The organism is Cupriavidus sp. U2, from assembly GCF_009663685.2.
Taxonomy (GTDB): Bacteria; Pseudomonadota; Gammaproteobacteria; order Burkholderiales; family Burkholderiaceae; genus Cupriavidus; species Cupriavidus necator_C.
The window spans coordinates 17,044-39,206 of sequence record NZ_RCOG02000021.1; the positions used below are offsets into that span (position 1 = coordinate 17,044).

Consider the following 22,163-nt stretch of genomic DNA (forward strand, 5'->3'; position numbering starts at 1 on the left):
GAGACTCGTTTGCGCGCTGGCTGGGCGGACTTCTTTGCAGTAGCCAATCAGTATCTCCTAGGTTTTGCGAGCACGTTCCCTGACCTGACCTCGTTTGTTGAGCGCTTCGCTCGTAGGTAAGGCATCCGGAAAAGCAGCGTCAAGATTGCTTAGCATGCTGAGCGCGCGCATAACTTTGATGAGGGTGGAAACCCGCACGTCTTTGCCTGCCTCGATATCGCCTATCGCGTTTCGTCCGAGTCCAGCCCGTTTGGCCAGTTCATCGGCGGTCAGGTTTCGCTCTAGGCGTTTAAGTCGTAATCGAGCGCCGATTTCTGCGGCAATCTCGTCACCCGTCGAAGAGTTGCGAATCGTCGTCATCTACGCTGCTGTAGTGTAGTGCACGTTATAGAGTGAGTTATCGACAAAAAATGTCATTAATGCACTTAATAGGCTGCGCTATGAACACTACGTCCCTACGCGCTTTCTGTCAAGACCATAATGCACCCGAAAGGCTTCATTATGGTGTCGATATGCGGATAAGGCCCTGTATTGGATGCATTAAGACGTATTAAACTGCGCGTCAGCGGGATGCAAATGGCCCCGACTTTAGAGCAGTTCCACATGGCGCCTGAGGCACTTGCCGAAGGGCCGCGGGCGTCCAGTCCGACGGATTTCAGTGTCTCAACGCGAGAGTCGGCACCGCATGTCGCGCGTCGGAGGACCGTACAGAGATTGCGTTCATTGCAGGAGGGCCTTGGCGAAGGGCGTCATCAATTTGCGCGGGACGCCCGCGCTTATACCTCGACGCTGTCTGCCAATGCGCGCAGCAAGGCCGCCCCGTCGCCCTGCCATGCACTGCCGTGCATGCAGGCAAGCGTGGTGGGCTGTAGCCCCGCGAGACGGTCTAGCATTGTCCTGGCATGCTTCGTGTGCGAGAAATAGTCCAGCCCGCGCCGAAAGGCCTCGCTTGGCGCGAGGATATCGTGCGTGGTCAGCGAGGGATGACGGGATCCTGGCTGTGTAAATAGATCGCCACAAAGCAAGGTGGCCGATATGGTCTCCATCAGGAACCCGCATTCCCATGCGTGAGGCAAATGCGGGGTGTCCAGCCAGCGCACGCAGTGCTTCCCGAGCGAGACGGTCTCGCCATCGGCCAGCGAGCGCGGCGGTCGATCGGCATAGTCATTCACCGATACCATGGCCGCGACCTGGCCACACAGTGCCTCGGCGCGCGGCGCCGCAGCGAGAAACGCATTGAGCGAACCGCACTCGTCGGCTTCGAAGTGCGAAAACCCAATGTAGCGCAGGCGCTCGAGGCGCATCACACGCTCGACCGCCTCCCTAACGACAGGAAAGAGCTTGCGTAGACCGGTATGGAATAGTAGCGGAGCGTCGTCGTCAATTAAGTACTGGTTGAAGGAGAATCCGTCTCCGTCAGGGAGCGTGACCGGGGTCGCGATCCGATAGATCTGGTTTGCTATCTCGTCGATCGTCGTGCCGCTGGACAGGGTGAGTGTCGCCATGCCGCGCTCCTTTTGTGTATGCGTCGATATCTCCGCGCCTGCTCCCTACTGTAGGCGACTTGCAAGCAGGTCACACGGCTGACAGCGGGTACGCCCTCTTAGAAATCCGTGAGCCAGACGTCTCGGATGAGGCGCCTAGGCCGACCCGGTAGCGGGAGGAAATCCGAATCGCGTAGTTCAATTCCCGACCGGCTTGCCGCCGAATCATGAAAGAGTGGTGAGAATCCTGGTGTGTTTTCGAATGTCAAAATGCTGATCGAGCTGATCCGATGCTGTCGCGTCGCGCCGGCAATCTGTTTGCGAGCAAGCTATCCGGCGTATGGGGCGATCGGGATCGGCTTAATGTCGCCAGCACCCCGAGCATCCAGTTGCCTCTTTTTCGTCGGCCGTTTTCAAAGGCCGTGGAGCCGGCCTTCGACATGCATGCGCGTATTGCCGCCGACCCAGATTTGGCCGACTTCGTCGCGAGTGGGACGCACGATTGTCAGGGGTCCTGGTCCCATGACCATGGCTCTGGGGGTTTGACGCGCAGCGCGAGTTCGGCTGACCCACCTCATGCCTTCAGCAGCGCTTTCGGTTCCAGATACGCGGTCATTCCCCATCTGCCCATTTCGCGGCCAAGCCCCGAAAGCTTGAAACCGCCGAACGGCGCGCGTGGTTCATGCGCAAGCGTATTGATCAGCACTCGCCCTGAATCGATCTGACGCGCCACGCGTTCGCAACGCTCGACATCCCGACCCAGCACGATCGCGTTCAGACCGTAGCGCGTGTCGTTCGCGATCGCAATCGCATCGGCCTCGTCCTCGTAAGCAATCACTGTTAGCACCGGACCGAAGATCTCCTCGCGCGCAATACGCATTTGGTTGGTGGCGTTTGTGAAGATCGTCGGTTTGACGAACCAGCCGGCCTGCAATCCGTCGGGCCTTCCCTCGCCGCCCGCAAGCACCGTCGCGCCTTCGTCGATGCCGATCCGAATGTAGTTCTGGACGCGTTCCCATTGCTTCGCACTCACCATCGGGCCGATAGCGGTCTCCGGATCGCGCGGATCGCCGGATTTGAACTGCGAGAGAGCGTCTTTGACGGCCCGCTCGAATTGGGCGAGCCGGCTGCGCGGCACCAGGATGCGGGTGCCTGCGATACAGGCCTGGCCGCTATTCATGAAGCCGGCGTTCAGCACCAGCGGCATGATGCTGGCGAAATCGGCATCGTCGAGCACAATGGTCGGCGACTTGCCGCCGAGTTCCAGCGTGACACGCTTCATGGTGGCCGCACCGGTTGCCACCAGATGCTGGCCCACCGCGGACGAACCGGTGAACGAAATCTTGGCGACATCCGGATGGCGCGCGATTGCCTCGCCAACCACGTCGCCACGACCATTGACGATATTGAAGACGCCCTTGGGCAAGCCAGCCTCGTGCAGCGCCTCGATCACGATTTGCGTCTGCAGGGCGCTCATCTCGCTGGGCTTGATGACGGCAGTGCAGCCCGCTGCGAGCGCGGCCGCAAGCTTGTTGCAGATGAAGCCCGCATTGCTGTTCCACGGCGTAATCAGACCGGCCACGCCCACCGGCGTGAGGATCACGCGGGCGATCCCGACGTGTTCCTCGAACTCGAAGGACTCCAGCGTCTCGATGGCCTGGGCGATCACATCGGCCGGGTAAGTCGCCATCCAGCGTCCGCGAGTCACGGGCGCACCGTACTCCTTCACGATCGCTTCCATCAGAGCATCCTGGCGTGTGGCGATGGCCTGATGCATGCGGCGCAGCGCAGCCAGACGCTCTTCGCGTGTGGTCCGTGACCAAGCCGGCAGGGCGGCCTTAGCGGCTGCGATAGCTCGCTGTGCATCGTGCTCGTCGCCAAGCCGCACTTGACCAATGACTTCCTCGGTGCTCGGGTTGTAAAGATCGAACCACTCCAGGCCGTGCGGCGTCACGAATTCGCCGTCGATATAGATATGTTCAATGCGCTGCATCTCGACTCCTTTGGGGACCCGCGTTTCGCCCGTCGGCAGACGGTGCTTGAGCTTGGGTTGGGGGGATGGATGGGATGGATGGGGTGGAAAGAAGTCTAGGCATGGTTTATTGTCCTGATAAGGCACCTTATGCTGGATGAGGTATGCCGAAAATCAGGATAATCGAATGCATCGCACAGGAATGACGGAGCTGGAAGTTGTGCTAGCAGTCGCGCGTCGCAACAGTTTCCGTGGCGCTGCGCAGGAGCTCGGCATGTCCACCACAGCGGTGAGCAGCGCTGTGGCCGGGCTGGAGGCGCGCCTTAAGGTCCGCCTGTTCAACCGCTCGACGCGCAGTGTCGCGCTGACCGATGCCGGGCAGCGTTATGTAGAGCGAATTGCGCCGGCACTGGCAGAAATCCAAAGCGCCGGTGAAGAGGCGGGTAGCGGGCCGGATGCGCCGAGCGGCACGCTGCGGATCAACGCACCGCAGGGCGTGGCGCTTCTGCTGATGGAATCCTTGATCGGCGAGTACGTGCGGCGGTACCCACAGGTGCGCGTGGATATCGTGGGCGAGTCGCGGATGATTGATATTATCGGCGAGGGCTTTGACGCGGGGATCCGCCTCGCCGAGTCAGTTCCGCAGGACATGATTGCGGTGCCGCTGACTGGCGACTTCCGCATGCTAATTGTGGCAACGCCCGAGTACCTGAAGCGCCATGGCACACCGAAACATCCAGGCGAATTGCTCAGACATCAGAGCATCGGCATGCGCATGTCGCACGGCGGTATCTACCATTGGGAGCTTGAGCGCGACGGCGAGAAGCTGCAGATGGATTTGCCGGTGAGGATGGCGTTCAACGAATCGCCGGCCATTAAGGAAGCAGTGCTGCAGGGGCACGGGATCGGTTTTATCACCGAATGGTTTATCGAGCGGGAGCTGGCCTCAGGCGCGCTAGTGCCGGTGCTGACGCCATGGTGTCAGCCCTTTGGCGGATTGCGGCTTTACTATCCAGGACGCCGCTTCGTTCCCGCGCGTCTGCGCGCACTCATCGAACTGGTTCACGAACTGCGTCCAGCCGGGGGCGTGCGTACCCCGAAAAAACGCTGACCTTAAAATGGCCTTTAGAAAAGTCGACGGCTAGGCCCAGGACCGCCTCCGCCACGCTGCGCCGAAGAGTTTCTCGTCGCAGCGATACGCGTGCTCAACCGAGGTGGAAACGCATTTGCACGCGACCCGATCGAGTGTCCGCGTTCCGGCTGCCGCGGACGCCGGAATGTCCAGTTGATTTTCACGGTTAATGACGCATGATGGCCCGCTTCTGCCCCTGCGAGCCTGCACGACCCAACCGTCACGATGTCCCGTGGCCACTCATGGCCGACCCGCCTCGGGTGTGAGCAGAGAGAGCCCCATCTCAACCCGCCGTCATCGTCGACCACCCGCCTGCCACGGTAAAATCGGCTCGCCCCGGTCGTCCGTCGGGCAGCACCGCGAACAGCATCGCGGCGTTGCCCTGAGCGACCAGCGTGACGCCGCCGGCCGGGCTGACAGATTGGGCGGGATCGACCGCCACCATCGCCGACCACCGGCCGCCCATCACCAGCGCGCGGGTCGACGCATAGACCAGGCCGTCGCCGCCCACGGCAGCCGCCAGCAGCATATCGTCGGCTAGCATCGCCAGCGCCACCGGGCCTTGCGCGGCGAAGGAAATGGCCTGCGATACCGTCGTCAGCGTCTCCATCATAGCCGGTTGCAGGCCGAAGCCGCAGGCATACAGCAACCCGTCCACGCCCACTGCCAGCACGGCTACGCCGCCGAGATTGCCGGCCATGCCCGGCTTCGCGCCCGGGTCCATCGCTACGCCGCATTGCGCCGCCACCGGCGCGCGCCAGAACGTCGTGAAACTGTCGGCGGGAATCGTGCCGGCGATCCAGCGCAGCGCGCCGGCGTCGTCGATGGCGGCCACGTCGAGCGTGCGCGGCTTGCGGCTCAACATCGCCGGACCCGGCGCGCGGCGGTAGGTGCTGGGATCGTCGAGCGCGACGGGATCGGAGAAGTCATGGTCACCCATCACCGTGGCGTCATAGTCCACGGCCACCAGCTTGCCGGTCATCTGGGTGCCGACGATCGTCGTGATCTCATACAACGGATGGCAGGCGGCCACGTCGTATCCCGGGGCGAAAGTAAAAGGCGGTGTGCGTTCGCGCTCGATGTCGCCGGTGTTGCCGAGCGTGTCCCAGTAGTAGTAGCGCAGCGAGCCGTTCGCTGCGGTCATGAAGACCTCGAACACGGTGCGTAGCAGCGGTGCGGTTTCCAGCGTCATCAGCAGGGCTGGCTGGACGTCGAAGCGTGTGTGGCGATCGTCGGAAACGGGATGCAGGAGTTCGGTATCGAGGCCGGTCAGGCGCGACCAGATGCGAAAGCGGAGCTGGTCGTCGTCGCCGGTCGTGACGAGCAGGGCGCTGTCGCCGGCCACGGCCACTGCTGCCGGTGCGGGCAGGATGCGCGCCCAGCCCATGCGCGCCGCAATCCGGCGCAGGTCCGGCATACCGCCGATACGGCCTGGCGGATCGGCCGGCGTGCAGAGCGCCGGGTCGCGCAGCAAGGCACGGATCGTAATCGGATGCAGGCATTGTCCGTTCGTGGCCGCCTGGCACATGCCCTGGATCGCGCAGACCACGCCGGCAATGACCGATGACGCGCCCGATGTCCCGGCGAACTCGGTATAGGGAACCGCCGGGTTCGCGGGATTGTCGATGGGCGCCTGGAGGTGGCTGAAGCTGGCGAAGCAGTCGACACGTGTCCCGAAGGTCGATCCGGGGTCGCGTATCCACGTACCATCGTCCTGGCGCTGGCCGCCGCCGACCACGATAGCCATCGAGTCGTGGAAGCGCGAACTGGCAGGGTTCAGGCGCTGGGCGACGGGCAGGGTATCCAGATTGACGCCGGCGTTTCCGGCCGGTTCCACCACGGCAATCCCGAAGAACGACGCCAACTGGATCGCGTCCTGTATGACGTCCTGGCCTTCCATCGGATACGCGCCGGGGGCGTTCGCCGGCGCTCCCGGCACCGGGAAGGCCAGCGGAAACCACACCACGCCGCCGGGCTGGACGAAGCGCTGGGCCACGCCGAAGGCGCTATGGAACCGCGATACGCCGTCCTCGCGCGTATCGCTCACGGCATATGGATCGACGTCCGGCGCGATGCCGACGATGCCCGCGCCGTTGTCGGCGGCCACCACGATGCCGAGTGCCGCGGTGCCGTGATTCCTGTGGTCGAGGTCGGCCGCGCCGAAGATCGACGTCGTGACCGGCACCGTCACGAGGTCCTCGTGCGCCAGGCCGAAGCCCTGGTCGATGATCGCCACCCGGACGCCGCGCCCGCTGCCGCCCGGCACGCGCCACGCGAAACGCGCGCCAATGCCGACTGGCGCCTCGCGCACCTGTCTGGCAAAGACGGCGTATTCGTTGGTGCCGTAAGCAATGCGCCCGACGGGCACACTCGGCGGACGCGGATGCGCGGACTCCACGAAGGGCAGCCCGAACAGCAGGTCCGCAACGGTCGATGCCACTGCCTCGTCGCACGTTACGGCGAACCATGCGAACGGATCGGGCGGCTCGCCGTCGAGCGTGCGCGCTACGTCTACCATGTCGGCAAGCAGCGGCACTTCCTCGGCGGCAAAGGCGGGATCTAGATGCAGGTCCGGATAGTCGGCGAAGAACTGGTCCCAGACTGTCTTGAAATCGCCAAGGTACTGTTCGGCGCCGCTCTCGTAGGGCAGCACGAAGCCTTCGACCAGCTTCACGTCGATCAGCGCGTCAGCCATGGCCGCCTCCGTCATTGCCATTGCCGTCGCCGTTGCCATCGCCGGCTGCGGGTGCCACATAGTCCTCCGCCATCACATCGAAGCGCAGGTGCGACACTGGCGGGCCGGCCAGCGGGGCGCGGCTGCGTTCCACCCACAGCACTGGTCGTCCGTCGGTATCGCGCGCCAGGCGTGCGCGGCGGCGCAGCGCCACGCCGCTGCTGGCGATGGCCTCGGCGGCGATCTCGTGCCCGCGCCCGAAGCCCGGCCCGGACGGCCCGCCGATCAGCCGCGAGAGCGGCCCCGGGCGCAGGCGCGGCAGCGCCACGGTCAGGTCGGCCACCAAGCCCTGCTGCCAGTCGCCGTACAGCCCGCTGCCTTGCGCGCGCCGATACGGGTGCCAATGGATAGGCAGCGTGGTGGACGGCAGGTAGCGGAACGCGCGCGTGCCGGTGCGCCTGGTTTCCGCGAGCGCCGCGTCGCTGCGGTCGTCGGGCAGCAGCACGCGGCCATCGGCGCGCAGTTCGACGGCCCAGGCGGCGTTTGCGTCCTCGTCGATGCCCAGCGAGACCTCATCGAGCAGCGGACCCGCATGCGGCGCCACGGCCACCGGCCAGACCAGCAGGGCGCCGGCATCCAGGCCCCGGGTATGGAAGAGCGACCAGCCCTGCGGGCCATCGACGGGCGGCGCGGCTAGGGGCCATGTGTCGCCGAAGCTGTCGAGCACGGTGGTCTGACGCAGCGTGACGAGCACGCCGGCCGAGGGCGGCTCGCTCCCGTCCGCATCGGGCAGCGGTGGCGGGACGGGAAACCAGAACCAGTCATCGGCATGGGCAAGCGCCACGTCGAGCAGCAGTGCAGTGCCCAGGTGCGAGCGGTCGGGCGAGAAGGCGCCAAGGTCCACCGCCTGATCCTCGATCTGCCACCAGCGCGGATTGGGCGCGCCAGGATAAGACAGCCGGCTCGCAAGCACGCTGCGCGGCGGGGGCGGCTCGGCCGGCGTATTGCCGACCGGCCGCACCACGTCGGGCCCGGCATCGGCGGAAAACCAGTCGAGATCGCCGCCATCGTGATCGCGGATATCGAGCCCGCGCGATCCCGCATTGAAGCGCGCATCGTGGGTCAGGCGGCGCGAGGACCAGTTGTCGGCGGGCGGCGATGGCACTTCGTCCCACAACGCGTTGCCGGCAAGCAGCCCGGCGGTGAACACCGCGCGGCCATCCACTTCTCCCGCCAGCGCCTCGTAGGGCGTCGGCAGTTCGCCAAAGCGCAGCAGCGCCAGCCGCTGCGCCGGCAGCGGCGGCACCAGCGCGGCCAGCAGTGGCGCGGCGGCACGGCCCAAGCGCACGCGGCGCCCAATGGTCCACCAGTCGCCGGGCTCCGCCTCCACCAGCGGCTCGGCGGCCGTGCGCGTGGGATCGAGGTCGGGTCGGCGCGGCGCGTAGCGCAGCGGTTCATGGGTGACACTGACGGCCACCGAGACCGGGCTGGACGCGTCTTCGCCCTGCAGTTCGCCAAGCTGCCACTGGCGCGCGAGAAACCAGGCCGGATCAGCCACGCGGGCGCGCAGGCCGTTGCGGAAGTCCGCCAGCGGGGTCAGCGGTTCAAGGCGAAAATGAAACGGGCTGGTCATGTCCATGGACTCCAGAACTGCGCGGGGAAAGACGACAGCGCGCCCGGCGTGGCCACGCGATGCCCGGGGTGCGGCCGGCAGGCCCGCGCGCGGGCCAACTGGCGCGTTTCCAGCACCAGCGCCGCGAGCTGGTCGTCAGTCAGGCGCTGGCCGGCATCCGGCGGTACAGCCAGCAGCACGGCCTGCGGCGCGCGCGACTTGGGGCCGTTGAACCCGAAGGCGGCACTCGTGGTGTGCCGTGTCGAGGGAATTGCATCCTGCCACGCATCGATCACGGTGAGCGCGACTCTGCCCACGTTGCCCGCCAGCGCGGCCGGGTCCGGCCCATACGCCACCACCGCGCCGGACGCGTGCCACGGGTCGGCCGTGCCGTCGGCATTGCGGACGGCGGCGCGCCATGGCGTGGCGGCGGGGTCGAGCTGACGGCCTTCGAGCAGCGCCACGCGTGGCCGCACCGCGGCGACGATCTCCAGCCAGTCGCGGTCGGTGGCGGGGCGCGCATCGGTGCCGAGCGCCGCTGCCCGCAGCGTGCCGACGACGTGCACGGGCACCAGCGCCAGCACTGGCAGGCGCGCGTTACCGGCCAGCGCGCGGATGGACTGCCGGATGCCATTGACGCCGGCCGGCGTGGCCGCCGTCAGCCGCGCCTGCAAGCGGGCGCGTGCCTGGGCGAGCGGCTCTAGGTCGTCAGCCTGTACCGCTCGCCACGCGCGGCACTGGTTCAGGCACCACGTGGCCGAGGTCGGGTCGTTTAGGTCGAGCGCATCGAACGTGCTCACCAGCGCCTGCAGGCGCGTGCGCACGCGGTCGAGTCGTGCCGACAGGTCGGCCAACGCGGCATCGCGCAAGGGCGAGGCGGCGGCGCCATCGTCGTCGCGCCCGTCGGCTGCGCCGGGCACCGGCGGATTGGCGTCGCCGCCGCCGAGCAGATCGGCCAGCCGGCCGGCGCGCTGGAGCTTGTCGGCACCCGTGAGCGGCGCGATGGCAGCGGCCGGGTCGCGGCCGGTACGCAGGCGGTCCACGAGTTCGCCATCGCCAAGGGCGAGGGCTTCGGCACCATGTAGGCCGAGGCTGGCGAGGCTGACGGTGCTGTCGCCGGCCGCGTCTGCGACCGTCCACGTCCATGCCGATGGCGGACCGAGTTCGCGGTCGAGCAGCGCGGCGAAGGCGGGGTCCGCCACGACGGCCGGCGGTGCGGCATCGTCAGGCGTGCGGCCGGGCGGCAGTACTGCCCACACCGTCACGCGCGCGCTGGCCGATTCGCGCGGCGTGCGGACGGCGCGCAGTTCGGGCGGCGTGCCCAGCCCGGCGGCGGCTTCCATGGCCGCGTTGCCGAGGCCTCCTTGCCCGGACACCAGCGCGTGGATGCCATCGGCGACGAGCAGGTCCGCATAGGTGTCGAGCGCGACGTTGCAGACCGCCAGCGCGTCGCGCACCGCCGCCGGCAACGCGGGCGCGGGCGGATCGCCGGGTCGGTGGCGGAACAACAGGCGCAGCACGCGCGCGCCGTCGCAGCAGCGCTGGCCTGCGTGCGTGGCGCGCAGCGGATAGTCCTGCCGCAACTGGCGCACGGTGTCCCAGTCGCCGACGATGCGTTCCACTTCCAGCCCGAGTGCCTCGTACGGATGCAGGCCGAGCCGCACGCGCTCGGCCAGCCGCAACGCGGCGCGCACGCCGGCTGAATCGATGCGCAACTGCCAGCGCGTGTCGCCCGGATAGCGTACGGCGGCGTCGCGCAGCAGCGCGGCGGTCATGGCCTGCGTCTGCGACGGCGCGTGCAGCAGGCCGGCCACCGTCGGGCCGGGCGGCAAGCCGTGGCCAGGGTTGGCGGGATCGTAGGGCGCGGGGGCGTCCACCCATCCGTAGGCACCCAGCCACCAGCGCGCGCCGGCATCGTGCAGCGCGCGCAGGCGCGCGTGGGCAAGGCCGGTGATCCACGGGTCCACGCGATGGCTGGCCGTATCGAGCGCGGCCAGCACGCCTTCGAACACGCCGGACGGATCGCCCGCATAGGCTTCCACCAGTTCGCGCAGCGCCTGCAGGCCGGCAATGCAGCGCTTGGCCACCTGCTGCGCGCCCGCGTCGGCAGCAAGCAGATCGTCGACCTGCGGATCGCCGGGCGTTCCCGCACGGCCACGCCGCACCAGCGCGACGAGCGCATCGATGCCGGCCTGGACCGGCAGTGGCGCGGCGGGATCGACGGGCTGGCCGGCGTCGATGGTGTCGCGCGCCAGACCGACGGTGGCGCGCAGCAGGCAGAGCGAGTCGAAGACCAGATGGCCAAGCAGCCCGAGCTTGCGGTCCCAGCGCTGCGGGAAGGCTTCGCTTTCGGTTTCCAGCAACCGGCGCAGGGAATCGGGATCGTCGTAATCGGCTTCGGGGGTGCTGGCGGGCAGGGCAGACTGGCGTGCGAAGGCGGCCAGCGGCGCGAGCGGCAACTTGCGGCCGGCCAGTGCGGCTGCGGTGTCGCCGTCCCACGCCGACGGCGCTCGCGGCGCCAGGCCGCGCAGGGCGCGCATGGCGTTGACCACGGGCAGCGTCGAGACAAGGCGCAGCGCCCAGCGCCGCGTCGGCGCGTCCTGCCCGAACAGATCGATGGCTTGCTCAGGTGTGGCGCCGACCACGGTGCCTGGACTCGCGGCGGCGTCCAGCGCAGCGGCATCGCGCCACGGCACGGCCCATTCGCGGATTTGCCAGGAAGCCTGGTCGATGCCATCGAGCGCCGCGAGCAGCGTTGCCGGCAGCAGCCCGTATGGCTGCGGGCCGACGCGGATGGCCGGATAAGGCCCCTGGGGTGCGAGCCAGTCGGCCGCCCATTCGGCCAGGTGCGGTTCGGCTTCGCCTGCGCCGGTCACATCGCGCATGGCATGCCCCCACAGCACCGGCCAAAGCCCACGCACGATAACGTGGCCGTAGCCCGCCGCCGGCACATCGCCACCCTGCAGGCGGAACGGCTCGGCGTCGGGGCCGGCCAGCGCCTGCATCACTGCCACGGACGCGCTGTCCGCGTCCGGTGGCCTGCCATCGACGTCCTGCCACGCGGACGGATCGGCGCCGGTCTCGGCGGTGGCTTCGCCGTCCACGGTGTTGGTGGGCGTGCCGGGCCGCAGCACAGAGAGCCGGCCGGTGGCGGCGTGCATCGCGGCGAGCGTGGCGGGTTCGGCATCGCCCAGTCCCGTAACGACAATGGCATCCAGCACGGGCGGCGGCGCGCCATCGGCAAACGGAATCTCGATGGCCAGGCCGGCAGCCAGTGCCACGTTGAATGAGGTCCACCACGTCTGTGGCAGTTCGCCACTGGCGGCGGGACCGGCGAAGGCGGAAAGGCCGAGATCTGCGGCAATGCGCTCGCGGTCCGGATACATCGTCGTAGCCAGCACGGGCCCCGCACCGGGCGCAACGAACCAGACCTGCAAGGCGGGCGGCAGGCCGTAGGGCTGGTGGACGTCGGGGTAGTCCGCCGGGTTGCGGTCCTGCGTGGCGATGCGGTCCGTACGGGGCGGGTCGATGCCGGCGATGATGGCGACCGTGCGGCGCAGCCACAGCGCGCGCTCCATGCCCAGGCGCGCGGCCAGCACGTGCAGTTGCGTGCCGGCATCGTCGGGGTATTGGCGCAGCAAGTCGTCGAACAGGTCCAGTTCGGCGGATGAGGGTGGCGCGGGGCGCCGCGCCATCGAGAATTCATCTGGCCAGACACGCAGGCGTAGCCGCCAGCCGGCATGGCCGGGACCTGGCGCGTAGAAGCGCGTTTCGATGCGCAGCGGCGCCAGGACCTCGACGCTGCTCATGCCAGCTCCAGCTTGCCGATCATCACCCGCACCGGCGGCGCGAAGGTGCCCGAGCCCCACGTGGCGCCGTCGCCGTCGCCCGGGTTGGGCGGATCGCCGGGTGGCATGACCTGTCCGAGATGCATGCCGTAGAAGCGATAGCCGGCGGGCGGCTCCTCCAGCACCACCCAGTGGTTGGCCAGTTCCGCCGGCGCCAGCCCGAAGCCGAAGAACGTAACGTCGTCGCCGATGCGCCCGGCAAACGTGGGAAACGACTTGCGACCTTCGTCCAGCGCCGTGTCTGGATCGGGCACCTTCCAACCGTCGGTATTCCTGTAGAGGTAGACCACCGTGGCTGGATAGCGTCGGAACAGGGGCGTGCGGAACAGTACCACGGCCTCGGTGTCGAGCCCGGCAGGGGCCAGGCCCGCGCCGCCGAGTTCGGTGCCGACCGGCCAGCCCTTGATGGGCAGGATGTCCATCTCGCCGCTGGCGCGCTGCCAGAACTTGCGCAGCGGCGACCAGCGGGTGCCGATTGGCATGTTGCGCCACCGCAGTTCGCCCAGTGCCTGCTGGTTGGCACCGACCAGGAAGGCTTCGACAAACGCTGGATGCGTGGCGAGGCCAAGCACGCGGTCGGGTTTCAGGTCGCCCACGCCGGGAAGCAGCCAGTCCGGCTGCGCGTCGCGCAGGAACTGCCAGAGCGGCAGGTCCAGTTCGGGTTCGATCTCGATCGGGCCGATATCGGCAATGCCCGGCAGCGTGCCGAGCACGCGGATCACGGCGGGCGGGCGCTCTGCGAACGGATCGACGGCGTCCGCGATGCGCCCGCCGAGCTTGCCGAGATCGACCGGCTGGCACGGCAGGCGCGTGCCGCCAATGCGCTCTATCCACGGGCCGACGCTCTGCACGTCGATCAGATCGGGGGGCTTGCGCAGCACGCGCAACAGACGCTCCCGGTCGATATTGCCGTTGACATCGGGCGTCAGGGCATTGAAGACGCCGGCCAGGCGATCGAGACTGGCGAGCGCGCCGGACTGCGTGAGCTGGCGCAGGAAGGCGTCGGCCTCGTCGTCATCGCGCAGCGCCCTGCGCAGCGCCTCGCCGACGACCTTCGCGGGGTCGCCCGTGCGCGGCGCGCCCCATACGTCGTCTGGGTTGTCCGGGTCGTCTGGGTCGTCGGGACAGGCCGCCGCCGCTTCCAGCAGCCAGCGCCACGGAATCACGCCGTCGCGTGTCCACGCCGAGCGCGCCGGACCGGGGCGCAGCGCCCGCCGGGCCGCCGACGACCAGATTGCGGGGCTCATGCCGGGCGTGCGCCCGTCGAGTGCCATCGAGACGGTCTGTTGATCACTGGCCGGCATGCGCCCGAGCATCGCGCTGAGCACGGCAAGCTTGTCGATGTCGTCGGCGGGCATGCGCCGAACCCACAGCGAGCGCGACACCTCCACGCCCAGTGCGACGTTGCCGACCCGTTCGCGTGCGATAGCGAGATCGCCCGCGCGCGTGGCGGCGGCTGCCGCGATGCGGTCCTGCCAGGCGATGCCGGCCCACGCGCCCAGCCCGGCCGTGCCGCGATGGCGCGGATCGGTGAGGAACTGGCGGCTCCAGCCGGCGGCGGCAGGTGTGCCGGGGGCGGTGAACGGGGCGTGATAGATGGGGGAGGTCAGGATCCAGCGGCCGCCGGGCGCAGGCAGGACGCTGGCGAGTGCGGCGGTTTCGGCGGCCAGCCAGGCGTCGACCGGTGCCGGCGCGGTGCCGGCCGTCGTCACACGCTGCAGTGCGCCCCCCGTCGCCAATGTGACGCTCGCCGGTTCGCCGGGCGCGGGCTGGCCGCGCCGCTGGTAGTGCAGCGCAGCCCGTCCGAACGTCTCCTTCAGTTCGCTTGCGGCGGGCGTGCGCAGGCGGCGTGCGAGGTCGCCGAAATCGCCGTCTTCGCCTGTGCGGAAACCCCACTGGTCGTAGCACGGCAGCCGCACCGGCGGCCCGCCGTTGAGGGGCCATGCGTCGCGCAGCGTGCCGTCGGGCTCGACAATCCATGCGGGGACGAGCACGGCGTTGTAGGCCGTCTTCGCCTCGAATAGCTTGGGACTCAGCACACGGCTGTAGCGCGTGCCGTCGACTTCGTGCACGTGTGCCCAGCGGTGCGAACGATTCAGCGGGTGGTCGGACTGCGCGGTAGCGGACAGCGTGACGCGGCCATCGAGGCCCGGCATCACGTCTGCCGGCTTGCCGACCACCAGCACCAGCCACGGACGGATTGAGCCAGGCAGGCCGGCATCGGGCGAATAGCGCCACGGCAGGTCGAGCGTGTCGTCGTGGCTAAACTCGACCAGCGCCCGCTTGGTGTCCTCGGCATCGACGGCGCCTGGCGAGGGGAATCGTCGTGTGATGACACCCGGTGCAAGCCGCTGCACGTCGCCCGGGCCGAACAGCTCGTACGGCGCGGGCGCCGTGACCGTGCGGGGCGCACCGACAACGATCTCTTCGAGCGTGACGGTGGCGCCAGCCTGCAGGCGGCCCGCCACCACGTTGGCGGTTGCGCCATGGCGCAGCGGCGAAACCCACCAGGCGTGGAAATTGGCCATGTTCAGACTCCCGCGAGATCGACCGGCGCCTGCAGGTCGGCCATCGGCACCGCACCTCCCGCATCGTTGCGTCGCGCGAAGGCGTGCGCGGCAGTGGCGCTGGCGTAGGCCGGATAGTTGGTCGGCGGCACCGTGGCCCATGTCTCGCGCGTGGCCTGGATCAGCGCATCGCTGCTGCCAAGCGCCGGTGGGCGCTGGCTTGCGGTGACCAAGGCGCTGGCCGGCCCGAGCAGGGTGGGATTGCAAGCGAGCGTGAGGAAGCTGGCGGGCAGGATGACAATGACGTCGACCTGGCGTGAGTCGTCGTGCGGTGGGCTCGCTTGCGCCGCGCCGCTGCCGAGCACGAGGCCGGCGTCGAGCATGTCGAAGGGCGGGCGGTTGAGTTGCTCGGCGGCATTGAGGTTGCAGTAGTTGCCGGGTGCGAAGCGTTCGGTCACCGGCGCGCCGGCCGTGGTCACGCGTGCGCCCGCAGGGGCCGGCAGCGGCAGGCCGTCCAGGCGGTCGATCGGGAAACCGAGCGGCGCGCGGCGCTGCGACCATTGCAGCGCGCCGGTGGGCGGTATCGCGGCGACGCCGGGGCGGGTAGGGCGCGGCGCGAGCACCACGGCGGGGTCGTTCACCGAAGTCGCCCTCACATTGCCGGGACGCGTGATTTCGGACTGGAGGATGGCGAGCAGATCGCCCGGGTTCGGCGCCATGTCGCCGGGGCCGGAGCCGAGGGTGAAGGTCTCGTCCCAGGAAATATCGAAAAGGAAGGTCTCGATGGTGAGGCGGCCCCGCACAACTAGCGGTCCGGGGCCGGAGAGCGTGCCGTCGAGCCGCACGCCGCCGAAGCTGAAGCCGCCGGCGCGTACGTCGAAGCCGGCTGCGGCCCTGGCGATGAAGGCGAACGGACGGAACTGCACCAGTGCATCGACCTGCAGGAAGCCGTGGGCGCTCAGGCCCATCGAGATCGTGATGTCGAGCCGGCCTCCGAGCTGGATGGTGTTGGTGGTGATGGCGAGATAGCCCTCGGCACGGATCTCGATCAGGCCTCCGGGCATGTCGAGCGAGAGCCCGACGCGGCGCAGCGCCGGCAGTTGCGCGGGTTCGGGATTGAAGCCCGGGTAGAAGCCGCCCACCGAGAGCACCGAGTACGCCTGGCTGCCCCAGTTCAGGCGCATGGCCGCGTCGCCGAAGACCGAGAAGATGCCGAGTACATGGCTGTCGACGAGGCTCGCATCGACCGAGACCATCGACTGCGCGGGATCGATAAGGCCAAGTACGTCGAGCCGCAGTTGCACCAGTCCGGGCGCGCCCGGAATGCCGGCCCGCGCCACGCCGAGCAGGGCGACCTTGCCCGTGGGGATTTCCACCACCACGCCGAGGTCGAGCGAGAGGAAGCTGTCGGCTCCTGCCGACAGCCACGCGAGCCGCAAGGTGGGCGCCATCAGGTGACGGCCGTTCATTGCCGGGAAGAAGCGGCGCAGGCTGTCGATGAAGGCATTGGGGTTAGTGGGCGGGCGGATCGCGAAAAGCGTGTCGGCCGCCGCGCCAGTGCGCACGGCGAGGGCGAGGGCATCGGTGTCGGCGCGGCGATGCACGCCCACCAGCCCGCCCACGCGGTCAAGCGAGAAGCCGAACGAAAGCTGGATTGGCGAACTGAACTGCACGCCCATCAGCGCAATGAACGAGGGCAGCCCGTCGGGCATGCGCTCCAGCACCGCCGACGCGCTGACCGCCACCGCACCGAGGGGAATGTTGAGCGTGCCGCCAAAACCTGGACCCGGCGCCAACCGTACGATCGAACCCCCTCCCGGCATGCTTCCGCCGAACGGCGAGGCCAGCGACGCCGCAATCCCCGACGGTTGAAACGGTCCGACCGTCAGCGGTGGCAGTATCGTGCCATCCGGCAGTTTCGGCTGGAGCACGAGCGACGACGACGCGAAGGTCAGCGTGAGCGGCCCGAGCGGCAAGGTGCCGCTCATACCCTGCGGGCTATTCCACTCGAGCGAGCCGGCGAGATCGGAGAGGCCGGGGATGTCGGGAAGGCCTTCGAGCAGGTACTGACGAAGTTCACTGGTAAGCTGGTTGCGCGCAGTCTCCCATGCCGTGACGGCGGTCTGCCAGACGTCCACGGAGGGCGGGTTGTCCGCCACGTTCGCCAGTTGCTGCGCGGCGGCCGACAGGTCATCGAGCTTTGTGACGGGCGCCACGGGCCCAAGCACGCGCCGCAGGCTGTCTCCGAGGTCAAGCGCGTACCGGACGATTTCGCTGTTTGCCATGCCAGGGCCTCGGCGTGCATGGGTGAGAACTGTCCGCCGGCGGCGGCATCGGTACGGCCAGGCGACCACGCGATGCGTGGAGGGCCTGCTGAGTTGACTCCTTATTTGAGATGACGGGGCGAGCGAAGGCAAATGAAAACGATGCAGGTCTGAGGGTCGCGCCATTTTCATCGCGCTTCCATCGTAGTTGGCAACCGGCAAAGGGCAAGGTTGGCAGAGGGGCGAGGCTGTGCAGGGGGACCGGCCGGAGGCCGCTTGCAGGATCTGAATATGACGTTTCAGGCGTATGGACGTCGAGGTCCACCCGTCTGATTGACGGCAGTCTCTGGTTGATCTGTCGTTCTGTCTGGATTCGCCTTGCTATTCCAGGAAGACGTAGTCAGCCCGATAGGGCACTCGATTTTCCTGTCCCTCCTGGGTGCACGTCTGAGGGAGAGCCTGACCGCCTTGCGTATTCAGACGTTGCACGTAACGCGTCGGCGATAGCAGGCCACGTCCACCGCTGCTGGTCGCCTGCAACAGCAAGAGTGGAATGCTATCCGGCGCCTGGGCGTTCGGTAGCTGTCGCAATACCTTGCCGGTTATCTTGCTGCCATCCGGCGCTTCCCAGGTTGGCCCTGCATAGTGTTTGACAACGACCTGTCCGAGGTCATCTTTCAGGGTGGCATCTGGCCCCACGAGGGTCCATAGCAAGCGGCCGTCGCTGGCTCGCTTGCACTGATAGTTCTGCGTCCCATCGGCATGCAGCACGGCGACCGTTCCACGCACATCGGCGGGTTGGAGGTCGGGCGGGGCCGCTATCCGGAATGTGGCACACGAGGCGAGTACGCCTGACAGGCCCAGCACAGTCAGCCATTCGCCGTGGAAATGCTGAGGGTTTGCCATGTCGGCTCCTTGCTTTGGCCCATGGAGGAGGATAGCCGGTGCTGCGGCGCATCGCCAGTCGGCTCCAGGTCGTCCGGAGCGCCTTATCGCGCCGACGCCCACAGAACGGAGCGCGATTACGCCGGCTACCGGCGCCCTTCGCGTACACTGCGTGCCTGCAGCGCAACACCCACTAGCAACACCAATTAGAAGACCACCCAAAGAACATGAAAAAAGCGGGGCGGATCAAATCCTGGCATGCCGACAAGGGCTATGGCTTCATCGACATCCACGCGGATCTCAAGGACGTGTTCTTTCACGTCAGTGCGCTACGGACGCGGGTTGTTCAGCCAAAGGTGGGCGACCGCGCGAGTTTCGAGCTTGCCAAGGGCAAGGATGGTCGCATGCAGGCGATCAACGTCACCATTGCAGGCGCCCCAAAGCCAGGCTCTGGCGACGGGGCGAACTGGTTGCCGGCGTTCGTTGGAATGGTGGCACTGGCGGCGATCTCCCTGGGTGCTCTGGAGGGCTATCTTCCTCGGCTCGTTGGCATTGTCAGCTTGATGGCCAGTTTCATAGCCTTCATCGCGTACGCCGAGGATAAGGTTCGGGCAAATCGCAAGGCCTGGCGTATTCCGGAAGCGAACCTTCATCTCATTGCACTTTGCGGAGGATGGCCAGGCGCGCTGGCCGCCCAACACCTGCTTCGGCATAAGAACCGGAAGCACGAGTTTCAGGTTGTCTTCTGGGCGACAGTGGTCCTGAACATTGGCGCACTTGTCCTTTGGAAGGCAGTCGTTGCCCCTTGATGGGCAAACAGGCGCCTGACATGGGGCGGAGCCATCGACCATCGCGGTGAGGGCAGGCTTCACAGCCTGCATTTTTGTGGTTCGTCGTTGAATTGGGGGGACGTTGGTTGTCTCATGACGACCCATCTGAGACGTCGAATTCGTCAAGTGTGTACGACTGGTATGCCTAGAATTCCGGCCGTTTCCAAGACTGCCAGCATTGCGAGGCTATGTACGGACAACCTGGCCATAGGCCTCCTACCCATTTCCCGATTGAGCCGTTTGCGGGAGCGCGAAGAACGGTGCGCCCGACGGAGTCTGTGACACTCATCTAATCGTGGGACCTCTGCTTGCGCCCTGTCCGCGGCGGGTAAGCGTGGAAGCGATTTGCATGATCGCATCCGCGCCATCCTGACCGACCAGCGACTTGGCCGCTGCCTGCGCACGCGCCCATGCTGGACCAATACGGCCCAACAGCGACATTCCAGCCCTTGTGATGCAAAGCGGCCGACTCCGCCCGTCTTCCTCAGGAAATCCCTCGCTCACCCATCCCTGTGCAAGCAGTGGGCGCAGATTGCGAGTCATCGTGGATCGGTCATGATGGTTTCGCCGCCCCAGTTCGGCCCGGCTGATAGGTCCCAGTTCATGTACCAAAACTAGAAGCGTCAGTTGCGGGGCATTGATGCCGAACGGGCGTAGCGCCTCGTCGTAGACCGCGGTCAGCACTCTGGAAATTTGCCGTGTTCGCGTGATCAGGCAGTTTTTTAGGATTTCCTGGGCCATTGAGGGTCGCGTAGCGGAACTCATTTCGGCAGTCGCTTAGTTGTCAAACACCCGTAAGTCTAGAGCAGATCTCTGCAGGGTGCTGCCGCTCGCCGAAGGCAGGACTCATCTTTGGCGCCCCGCCCAGTCTTGTAAGCCACGGTAACTGAGCTAGCCTCTGATACACACAGATACGTTTTGGGTGCGTCGATGCCACACGCTAGATACATCGATTTCATTTAATGCTGCATATGCAATATTACGAGCGTTCCGACGGATACGCTGTTCGGTTCCGGGCCGTATGTCGAGGTGAAAGATATGACTACGCAACATCAGGCTAATTTGCACGGCACGATTGCCACTGTGAAACGTACGGCTGCCGCCGTCGGGATGACACTTGCTGCGGCGCTCTTGTCGCCGGCGCATGCGGACGCCGCAGGGCCCGACATCAGTCATCTGGCAATCCATGACGATATGCAACTTCGGAGGATGGTCACGCACAACGATCATCCAAAAGGGACGGTATTGCTGTTGCACGGTTTCCCGGAAACCCTGCATGCCTGGGACGACATTGCACAGACACTCGGCGCCGAGTATGAAGTCCACGCCTTCGACTGGCCGGGGTATGGCGAGTCATCGCGTCCGACACCCGACCGGTTTGCCTACGCGCCCGTGGACTACGCGAAGGTTCTCAAGGTCTATATCGACCGTGCAGGCATCGACAAAAGCAACCTGGTGATCTACGCCACCGATATCGGCGCACTGCCTGCACTGATCGCTGCCATGGACGACCCTGGCATCGCCAAATCCATCATTGTTGGAGACTTTGCCCCCTTCGATCGCCCCCAGTTCATGCAGGAGCGGCTCCAGGCGTTGAAGGACCCCAAGTCCGCAAAGGCGGTGCGCGACGCCTTCAACACCACGCGCGACGAAATCCTTGAGAACGCCTTCACGCGCGGCCTCGCCCCTGCACTGCGCTACGAGTTGTCTGCCACGTACAGGGCCGACCTGGCGCACGGGTGGCAAAACGGCGCGCTGACTTCGGCAGATGCGTTTTATCACTATTACTCGCACTTCACGCGCGACCAGGACGCATTCGAGGCGAGGCTAGACAAGCTGAAAACGCCGATCAAGGTCATCTGGGGAGAGCAAGACCTCTACATCCACAAGGAAATGGGCATCGAATTCGCGCGGCGAATCGGTGCGCCGATTGAATTGCTTGCGCAAACCGGTCATTACCCCCACTTGCAGCACCCACACCACACCGTGCGCGAAATCCGGGCGGCATTGCCTTGAACGCATGAAACGTGTCGCGCCGGCCTCGCCACATCGGCGCGATTTCAGAAAATCCGTGGCGGATTCCCATCCACTCCCTGCAAACCATCATGAGCACCTCCAACGATAAGGTTATCTATACCGGTACCACGCGCGTCACGGGCGGGCGCAATGGCAGCGCAACAAGCTCGGACGGCCGGCTTGCCGTTGCGCTGTCGAAGTTCGGCAGCCATGGCGCGGGTACCAATCCCGAACAGCTTCTTGGCGCAGGTTGGTCAGCGTGTTTCCTGAGCGCAATGGGCAAGGCGGCACTTGTTGCAGACGTCGCCCTGCCGGCCGACGCAGCGGTGGAAGCGCACATCGACCTGGTTCAGGCCGGTGACGCATTCCATTTGGCTGCGCGGCTGAATGTCAGCCTCCCTGGCGTCGATCCCGCCTTGGCGCGTACGCTTGCCGGCCGGGCGCATGAGATCTGCCCGTACTCGAAGGCAACACGCGGCAATGTCGACGTCCAGATCCATATCCTCTGAGGACGCGACATGACAACGACACGGCTTCTCTTTGCGGCATTGCTTGCGGCGTCCGGCGCGCTGCACACGGCACCCGGGCTGGCGCAAGCGCCCGGGATCCATCGAACCGATCTGATCCAGCGCGACCTCGTCCTGCCTGGCCATCAGGGCGTGCAAGTCAAGGTCGACTTCGATGTGGGTGCATTTGCGCCGAAGCATGTGCATCCCGGCGAGGAAATCGCCTTTGTGTTGGCGGGCACGCTGGAATACCAGCTCGGCAACCAGGTGCCCGTAACGCTGCAGGCCGGGGACGCATTATTCATCCCGGCAGGGATGCCGCATTCCGCACGCAACGTTGGCAAAGGGAAAGCCTCGGAGCTTGCCACGTACATCGTCCAGAAAGACGCGCCGCTGGTGACGCCAGCGAAGTAATCGGCGCGAGACGCATCTC

The 22,163-nt window shown here is 66.7% G+C and carries 15 protein-coding genes; 5 read left to right on the top strand and 10 right to left on the bottom strand.

All coding sequences use genetic code 11. The features are described 5' to 3' along the window. Positions 1–57: 57 nt before the first annotated feature. The 3 genes from D9X30_RS16050 to D9X30_RS16060 all read right to left on the bottom strand — a co-directional run bounded on the left by D9X30_RS16050 (position 58) and on the right by D9X30_RS16060 (position 3,477). On the bottom strand, positions 58–360 hold the full coding sequence (locus D9X30_RS16050; RefSeq protein WP_153949774.1) for a helix-turn-helix domain-containing protein: 303 nt from the start codon (positions 358–360) through the stop codon (positions 58–60). Between the two features lie 416 nt (positions 361–776). Then, entirely contained in the window at positions 777–1,505 is a 729-nt protein-coding gene (locus D9X30_RS16055; RefSeq protein WP_153949773.1) for an oxygen-binding di-iron domain-containing protein, read from the bottom strand. Positions 1,506–2,058: 553 nt separating this feature from the next. Beyond that, positions 2,059–3,477 carry an aldehyde dehydrogenase family protein gene (locus tag D9X30_RS16060; RefSeq protein ID WP_153949772.1) on the bottom strand — a complete coding sequence of 473 codons (1,419 nt, stop codon included), beginning with the start codon at positions 3,475–3,477 and terminating at the stop codon, positions 2,059–2,061. A 166-nt stretch (positions 3,478–3,643) separates the two neighbouring features. Between D9X30_RS16060 and D9X30_RS16065 the strand changes: the two genes are divergently transcribed. Further along, positions 3,644–4,567 (top strand): LysR family transcriptional regulator, encoded by a 924-nt coding sequence (locus tag D9X30_RS16065; RefSeq protein WP_153949771.1) that lies wholly within the window; start codon positions 3,644–3,646, stop codon positions 4,565–4,567. 304 nt (positions 4,568–4,871) lie between these two features. Here the strand turns inward: D9X30_RS16065 and D9X30_RS16070 are convergent, their stop codons facing one another. The 6 genes from D9X30_RS16070 to D9X30_RS16095 all read right to left on the bottom strand — a co-directional run bounded on the left by D9X30_RS16070 (position 4,872) and on the right by D9X30_RS16095 (position 18,399). Next, on the bottom strand, positions 4,872–7,283 hold the full coding sequence (locus tag D9X30_RS16070) for a S8 family serine peptidase (protein WP_194946591.1): 2,412 nt from the start codon (positions 7,281–7,283) through the stop codon (positions 4,872–4,874). Then, on the bottom strand, positions 7,276–8,895 hold the full coding sequence (locus tag D9X30_RS16075; RefSeq protein ID WP_153949769.1) for a hypothetical protein: 1,620 nt from the start codon (positions 8,893–8,895) through the stop codon (positions 7,276–7,278). The genes D9X30_RS16070 and D9X30_RS16075 overlap by 8 nt, the downstream gene beginning before the upstream one ends. Further along, positions 8,892–12,683 (bottom strand): hypothetical protein, encoded by a 3,792-nt coding sequence (locus tag D9X30_RS16080; RefSeq protein ID WP_153949768.1) that lies wholly within the window; start codon positions 12,681–12,683, stop codon positions 8,892–8,894. The genes D9X30_RS16075 and D9X30_RS16080 overlap by 4 nt, the downstream gene beginning before the upstream one ends. After that, on the bottom strand, positions 12,680–15,250 hold the full coding sequence (locus D9X30_RS16085) for a hypothetical protein (protein ID WP_153949767.1): 2,571 nt from the start codon (positions 15,248–15,250) through the stop codon (positions 12,680–12,682). Before D9X30_RS16085 ends, D9X30_RS16080 begins: the two co-directional genes overlap by 4 nt. A gap of 2 nt (positions 15,251–15,252) precedes the next feature. Next, complete coding sequence (locus D9X30_RS16090) at positions 15,253–17,514, bottom strand: DUF6603 domain-containing protein (protein ID WP_153949766.1); 2,262 nt, start codon at positions 17,512–17,514, stop codon at positions 15,253–15,255. Between the two features lie 360 nt (positions 17,515–17,874). Next, entirely contained in the window at positions 17,875–18,399 is a 525-nt protein-coding gene (locus tag D9X30_RS16095) for a DUF3455 domain-containing protein (protein WP_153949765.1), read from the bottom strand. 206 nt (positions 18,400–18,605) lie between these two features. Here D9X30_RS16095 and D9X30_RS16100 point away from each other — a divergent pair, with 206 nt between their 5' ends. Further along, positions 18,606–19,187 carry a DUF1294 domain-containing protein gene (locus D9X30_RS16100; RefSeq protein WP_153949764.1) on the top strand — a complete coding sequence of 194 codons (582 nt, stop codon included), beginning with the start codon at positions 18,606–18,608 and terminating at the stop codon, positions 19,185–19,187. A 306-nt stretch (positions 19,188–19,493) separates the two neighbouring features. Here D9X30_RS16100 and D9X30_RS16105 read toward each other — a convergent pair whose 3' ends face one another. Then, on the bottom strand, positions 19,494–19,949 hold the full coding sequence (locus D9X30_RS16105) for a MarR family winged helix-turn-helix transcriptional regulator (RefSeq protein ID WP_228771078.1): 456 nt from the start codon (positions 19,947–19,949) through the stop codon (positions 19,494–19,496). Positions 19,950–20,246: 297 nt separating this feature from the next. Here D9X30_RS16105 and D9X30_RS16110 point away from each other — a divergent pair, with 297 nt between their 5' ends. The 3 genes from D9X30_RS16110 (at position 20,247) to D9X30_RS16120 (ending at position 22,144) form a co-directional block, all read left to right on the top strand. Next, positions 20,247–21,224 (top strand): alpha/beta fold hydrolase, encoded by a 978-nt coding sequence (locus D9X30_RS16110; RefSeq protein ID WP_228771077.1) that lies wholly within the window; start codon positions 20,247–20,249, stop codon positions 21,222–21,224. 89 nt (positions 21,225–21,313) lie between these two features. Then, a complete protein-coding gene (locus D9X30_RS16115; RefSeq protein ID WP_061959248.1) occupies positions 21,314–21,733 on the top strand; it encodes an Ohr family peroxiredoxin in 420 nt (139 codons plus the stop codon). Positions 21,734–21,742: 9 nt separating this feature from the next. Further along, a complete protein-coding gene (locus tag D9X30_RS16120; RefSeq protein WP_061959249.1) occupies positions 21,743–22,144 on the top strand; it encodes a cupin domain-containing protein in 402 nt (133 codons plus the stop codon). Positions 22,145–22,163: the final 19 nt, after the last annotated feature.

What these genes read in the sequence shown, in the direction of transcription:
- D9X30_RS16120 (WP_061959249.1), top strand. Translation starts at nt 21,743, where the DNA reads ATGACAACGACACGGCTTCTCTTTGCGGCATTGCTTGCGGCGTCCGGC.
- D9X30_RS16095 (WP_153949765.1), bottom strand. Translation starts at nt 18,399, where the DNA reads ATGGCAAACCCTCAGCATTTCCACGGCGAATGGCTGACTGTGCTGGGC.
- D9X30_RS16105 (WP_228771078.1), bottom strand. Translation starts at nt 19,949, where the DNA reads ATGGCCCAGGAAATCCTAAAAAACTGCCTGATCACGCGAACACGGCAA.
- D9X30_RS16050 (WP_153949774.1), bottom strand. Translation starts at nt 360, where the DNA reads ATGACGACGATTCGCAACTCTTCGACGGGTGACGAGATTGCCGCAGAA.
- D9X30_RS16080 (WP_153949768.1), bottom strand. Translation starts at nt 12,683, where the DNA reads ATGAGCAGCGTCGAGGTCCTGGCGCCGCTGCGCATCGAAACGCGCTTC.
- D9X30_RS16055 (WP_153949773.1), bottom strand. Translation starts at nt 1,505, where the DNA reads ATGGCGACACTCACCCTGTCCAGCGGCACGACGATCGACGAGATAGCA.
- D9X30_RS16075 (WP_153949769.1), bottom strand. Translation starts at nt 8,895, where the DNA reads ATGACCAGCCCGTTTCATTTTCGCCTTGAACCGCTGACCCCGCTGGCG.
- D9X30_RS16100 (WP_153949764.1), top strand. Translation starts at nt 18,606, where the DNA reads ATGAAAAAAGCGGGGCGGATCAAATCCTGGCATGCCGACAAGGGCTAT.
- D9X30_RS16070 (WP_194946591.1), bottom strand. Translation starts at nt 7,283, where the DNA reads ATGGCTGACGCGCTGATCGACGTGAAGCTGGTCGAAGGCTTCGTGCTG.
- D9X30_RS16090 (WP_153949766.1), bottom strand. Translation starts at nt 17,514, where the DNA reads ATGGCAAACAGCGAAATCGTCCGGTACGCGCTTGACCTCGGAGACAGC.
- D9X30_RS16110 (WP_228771077.1), top strand. Translation starts at nt 20,247, where the DNA reads ATGACTACGCAACATCAGGCTAATTTGCACGGCACGATTGCCACTGTG.
- D9X30_RS16085 (WP_153949767.1), bottom strand. Translation starts at nt 15,250, where the DNA reads ATGGCCAATTTCCACGCCTGGTGGGTTTCGCCGCTGCGCCATGGCGCA.
- D9X30_RS16115 (WP_061959248.1), top strand. Translation starts at nt 21,314, where the DNA reads ATGAGCACCTCCAACGATAAGGTTATCTATACCGGTACCACGCGCGTC.
- D9X30_RS16065 (WP_153949771.1), top strand. Translation starts at nt 3,644, where the DNA reads ATGCATCGCACAGGAATGACGGAGCTGGAAGTTGTGCTAGCAGTCGCG.
- D9X30_RS16060 (WP_153949772.1), bottom strand. Translation starts at nt 3,477, where the DNA reads ATGCAGCGCATTGAACATATCTATATCGACGGCGAATTCGTGACGCCG.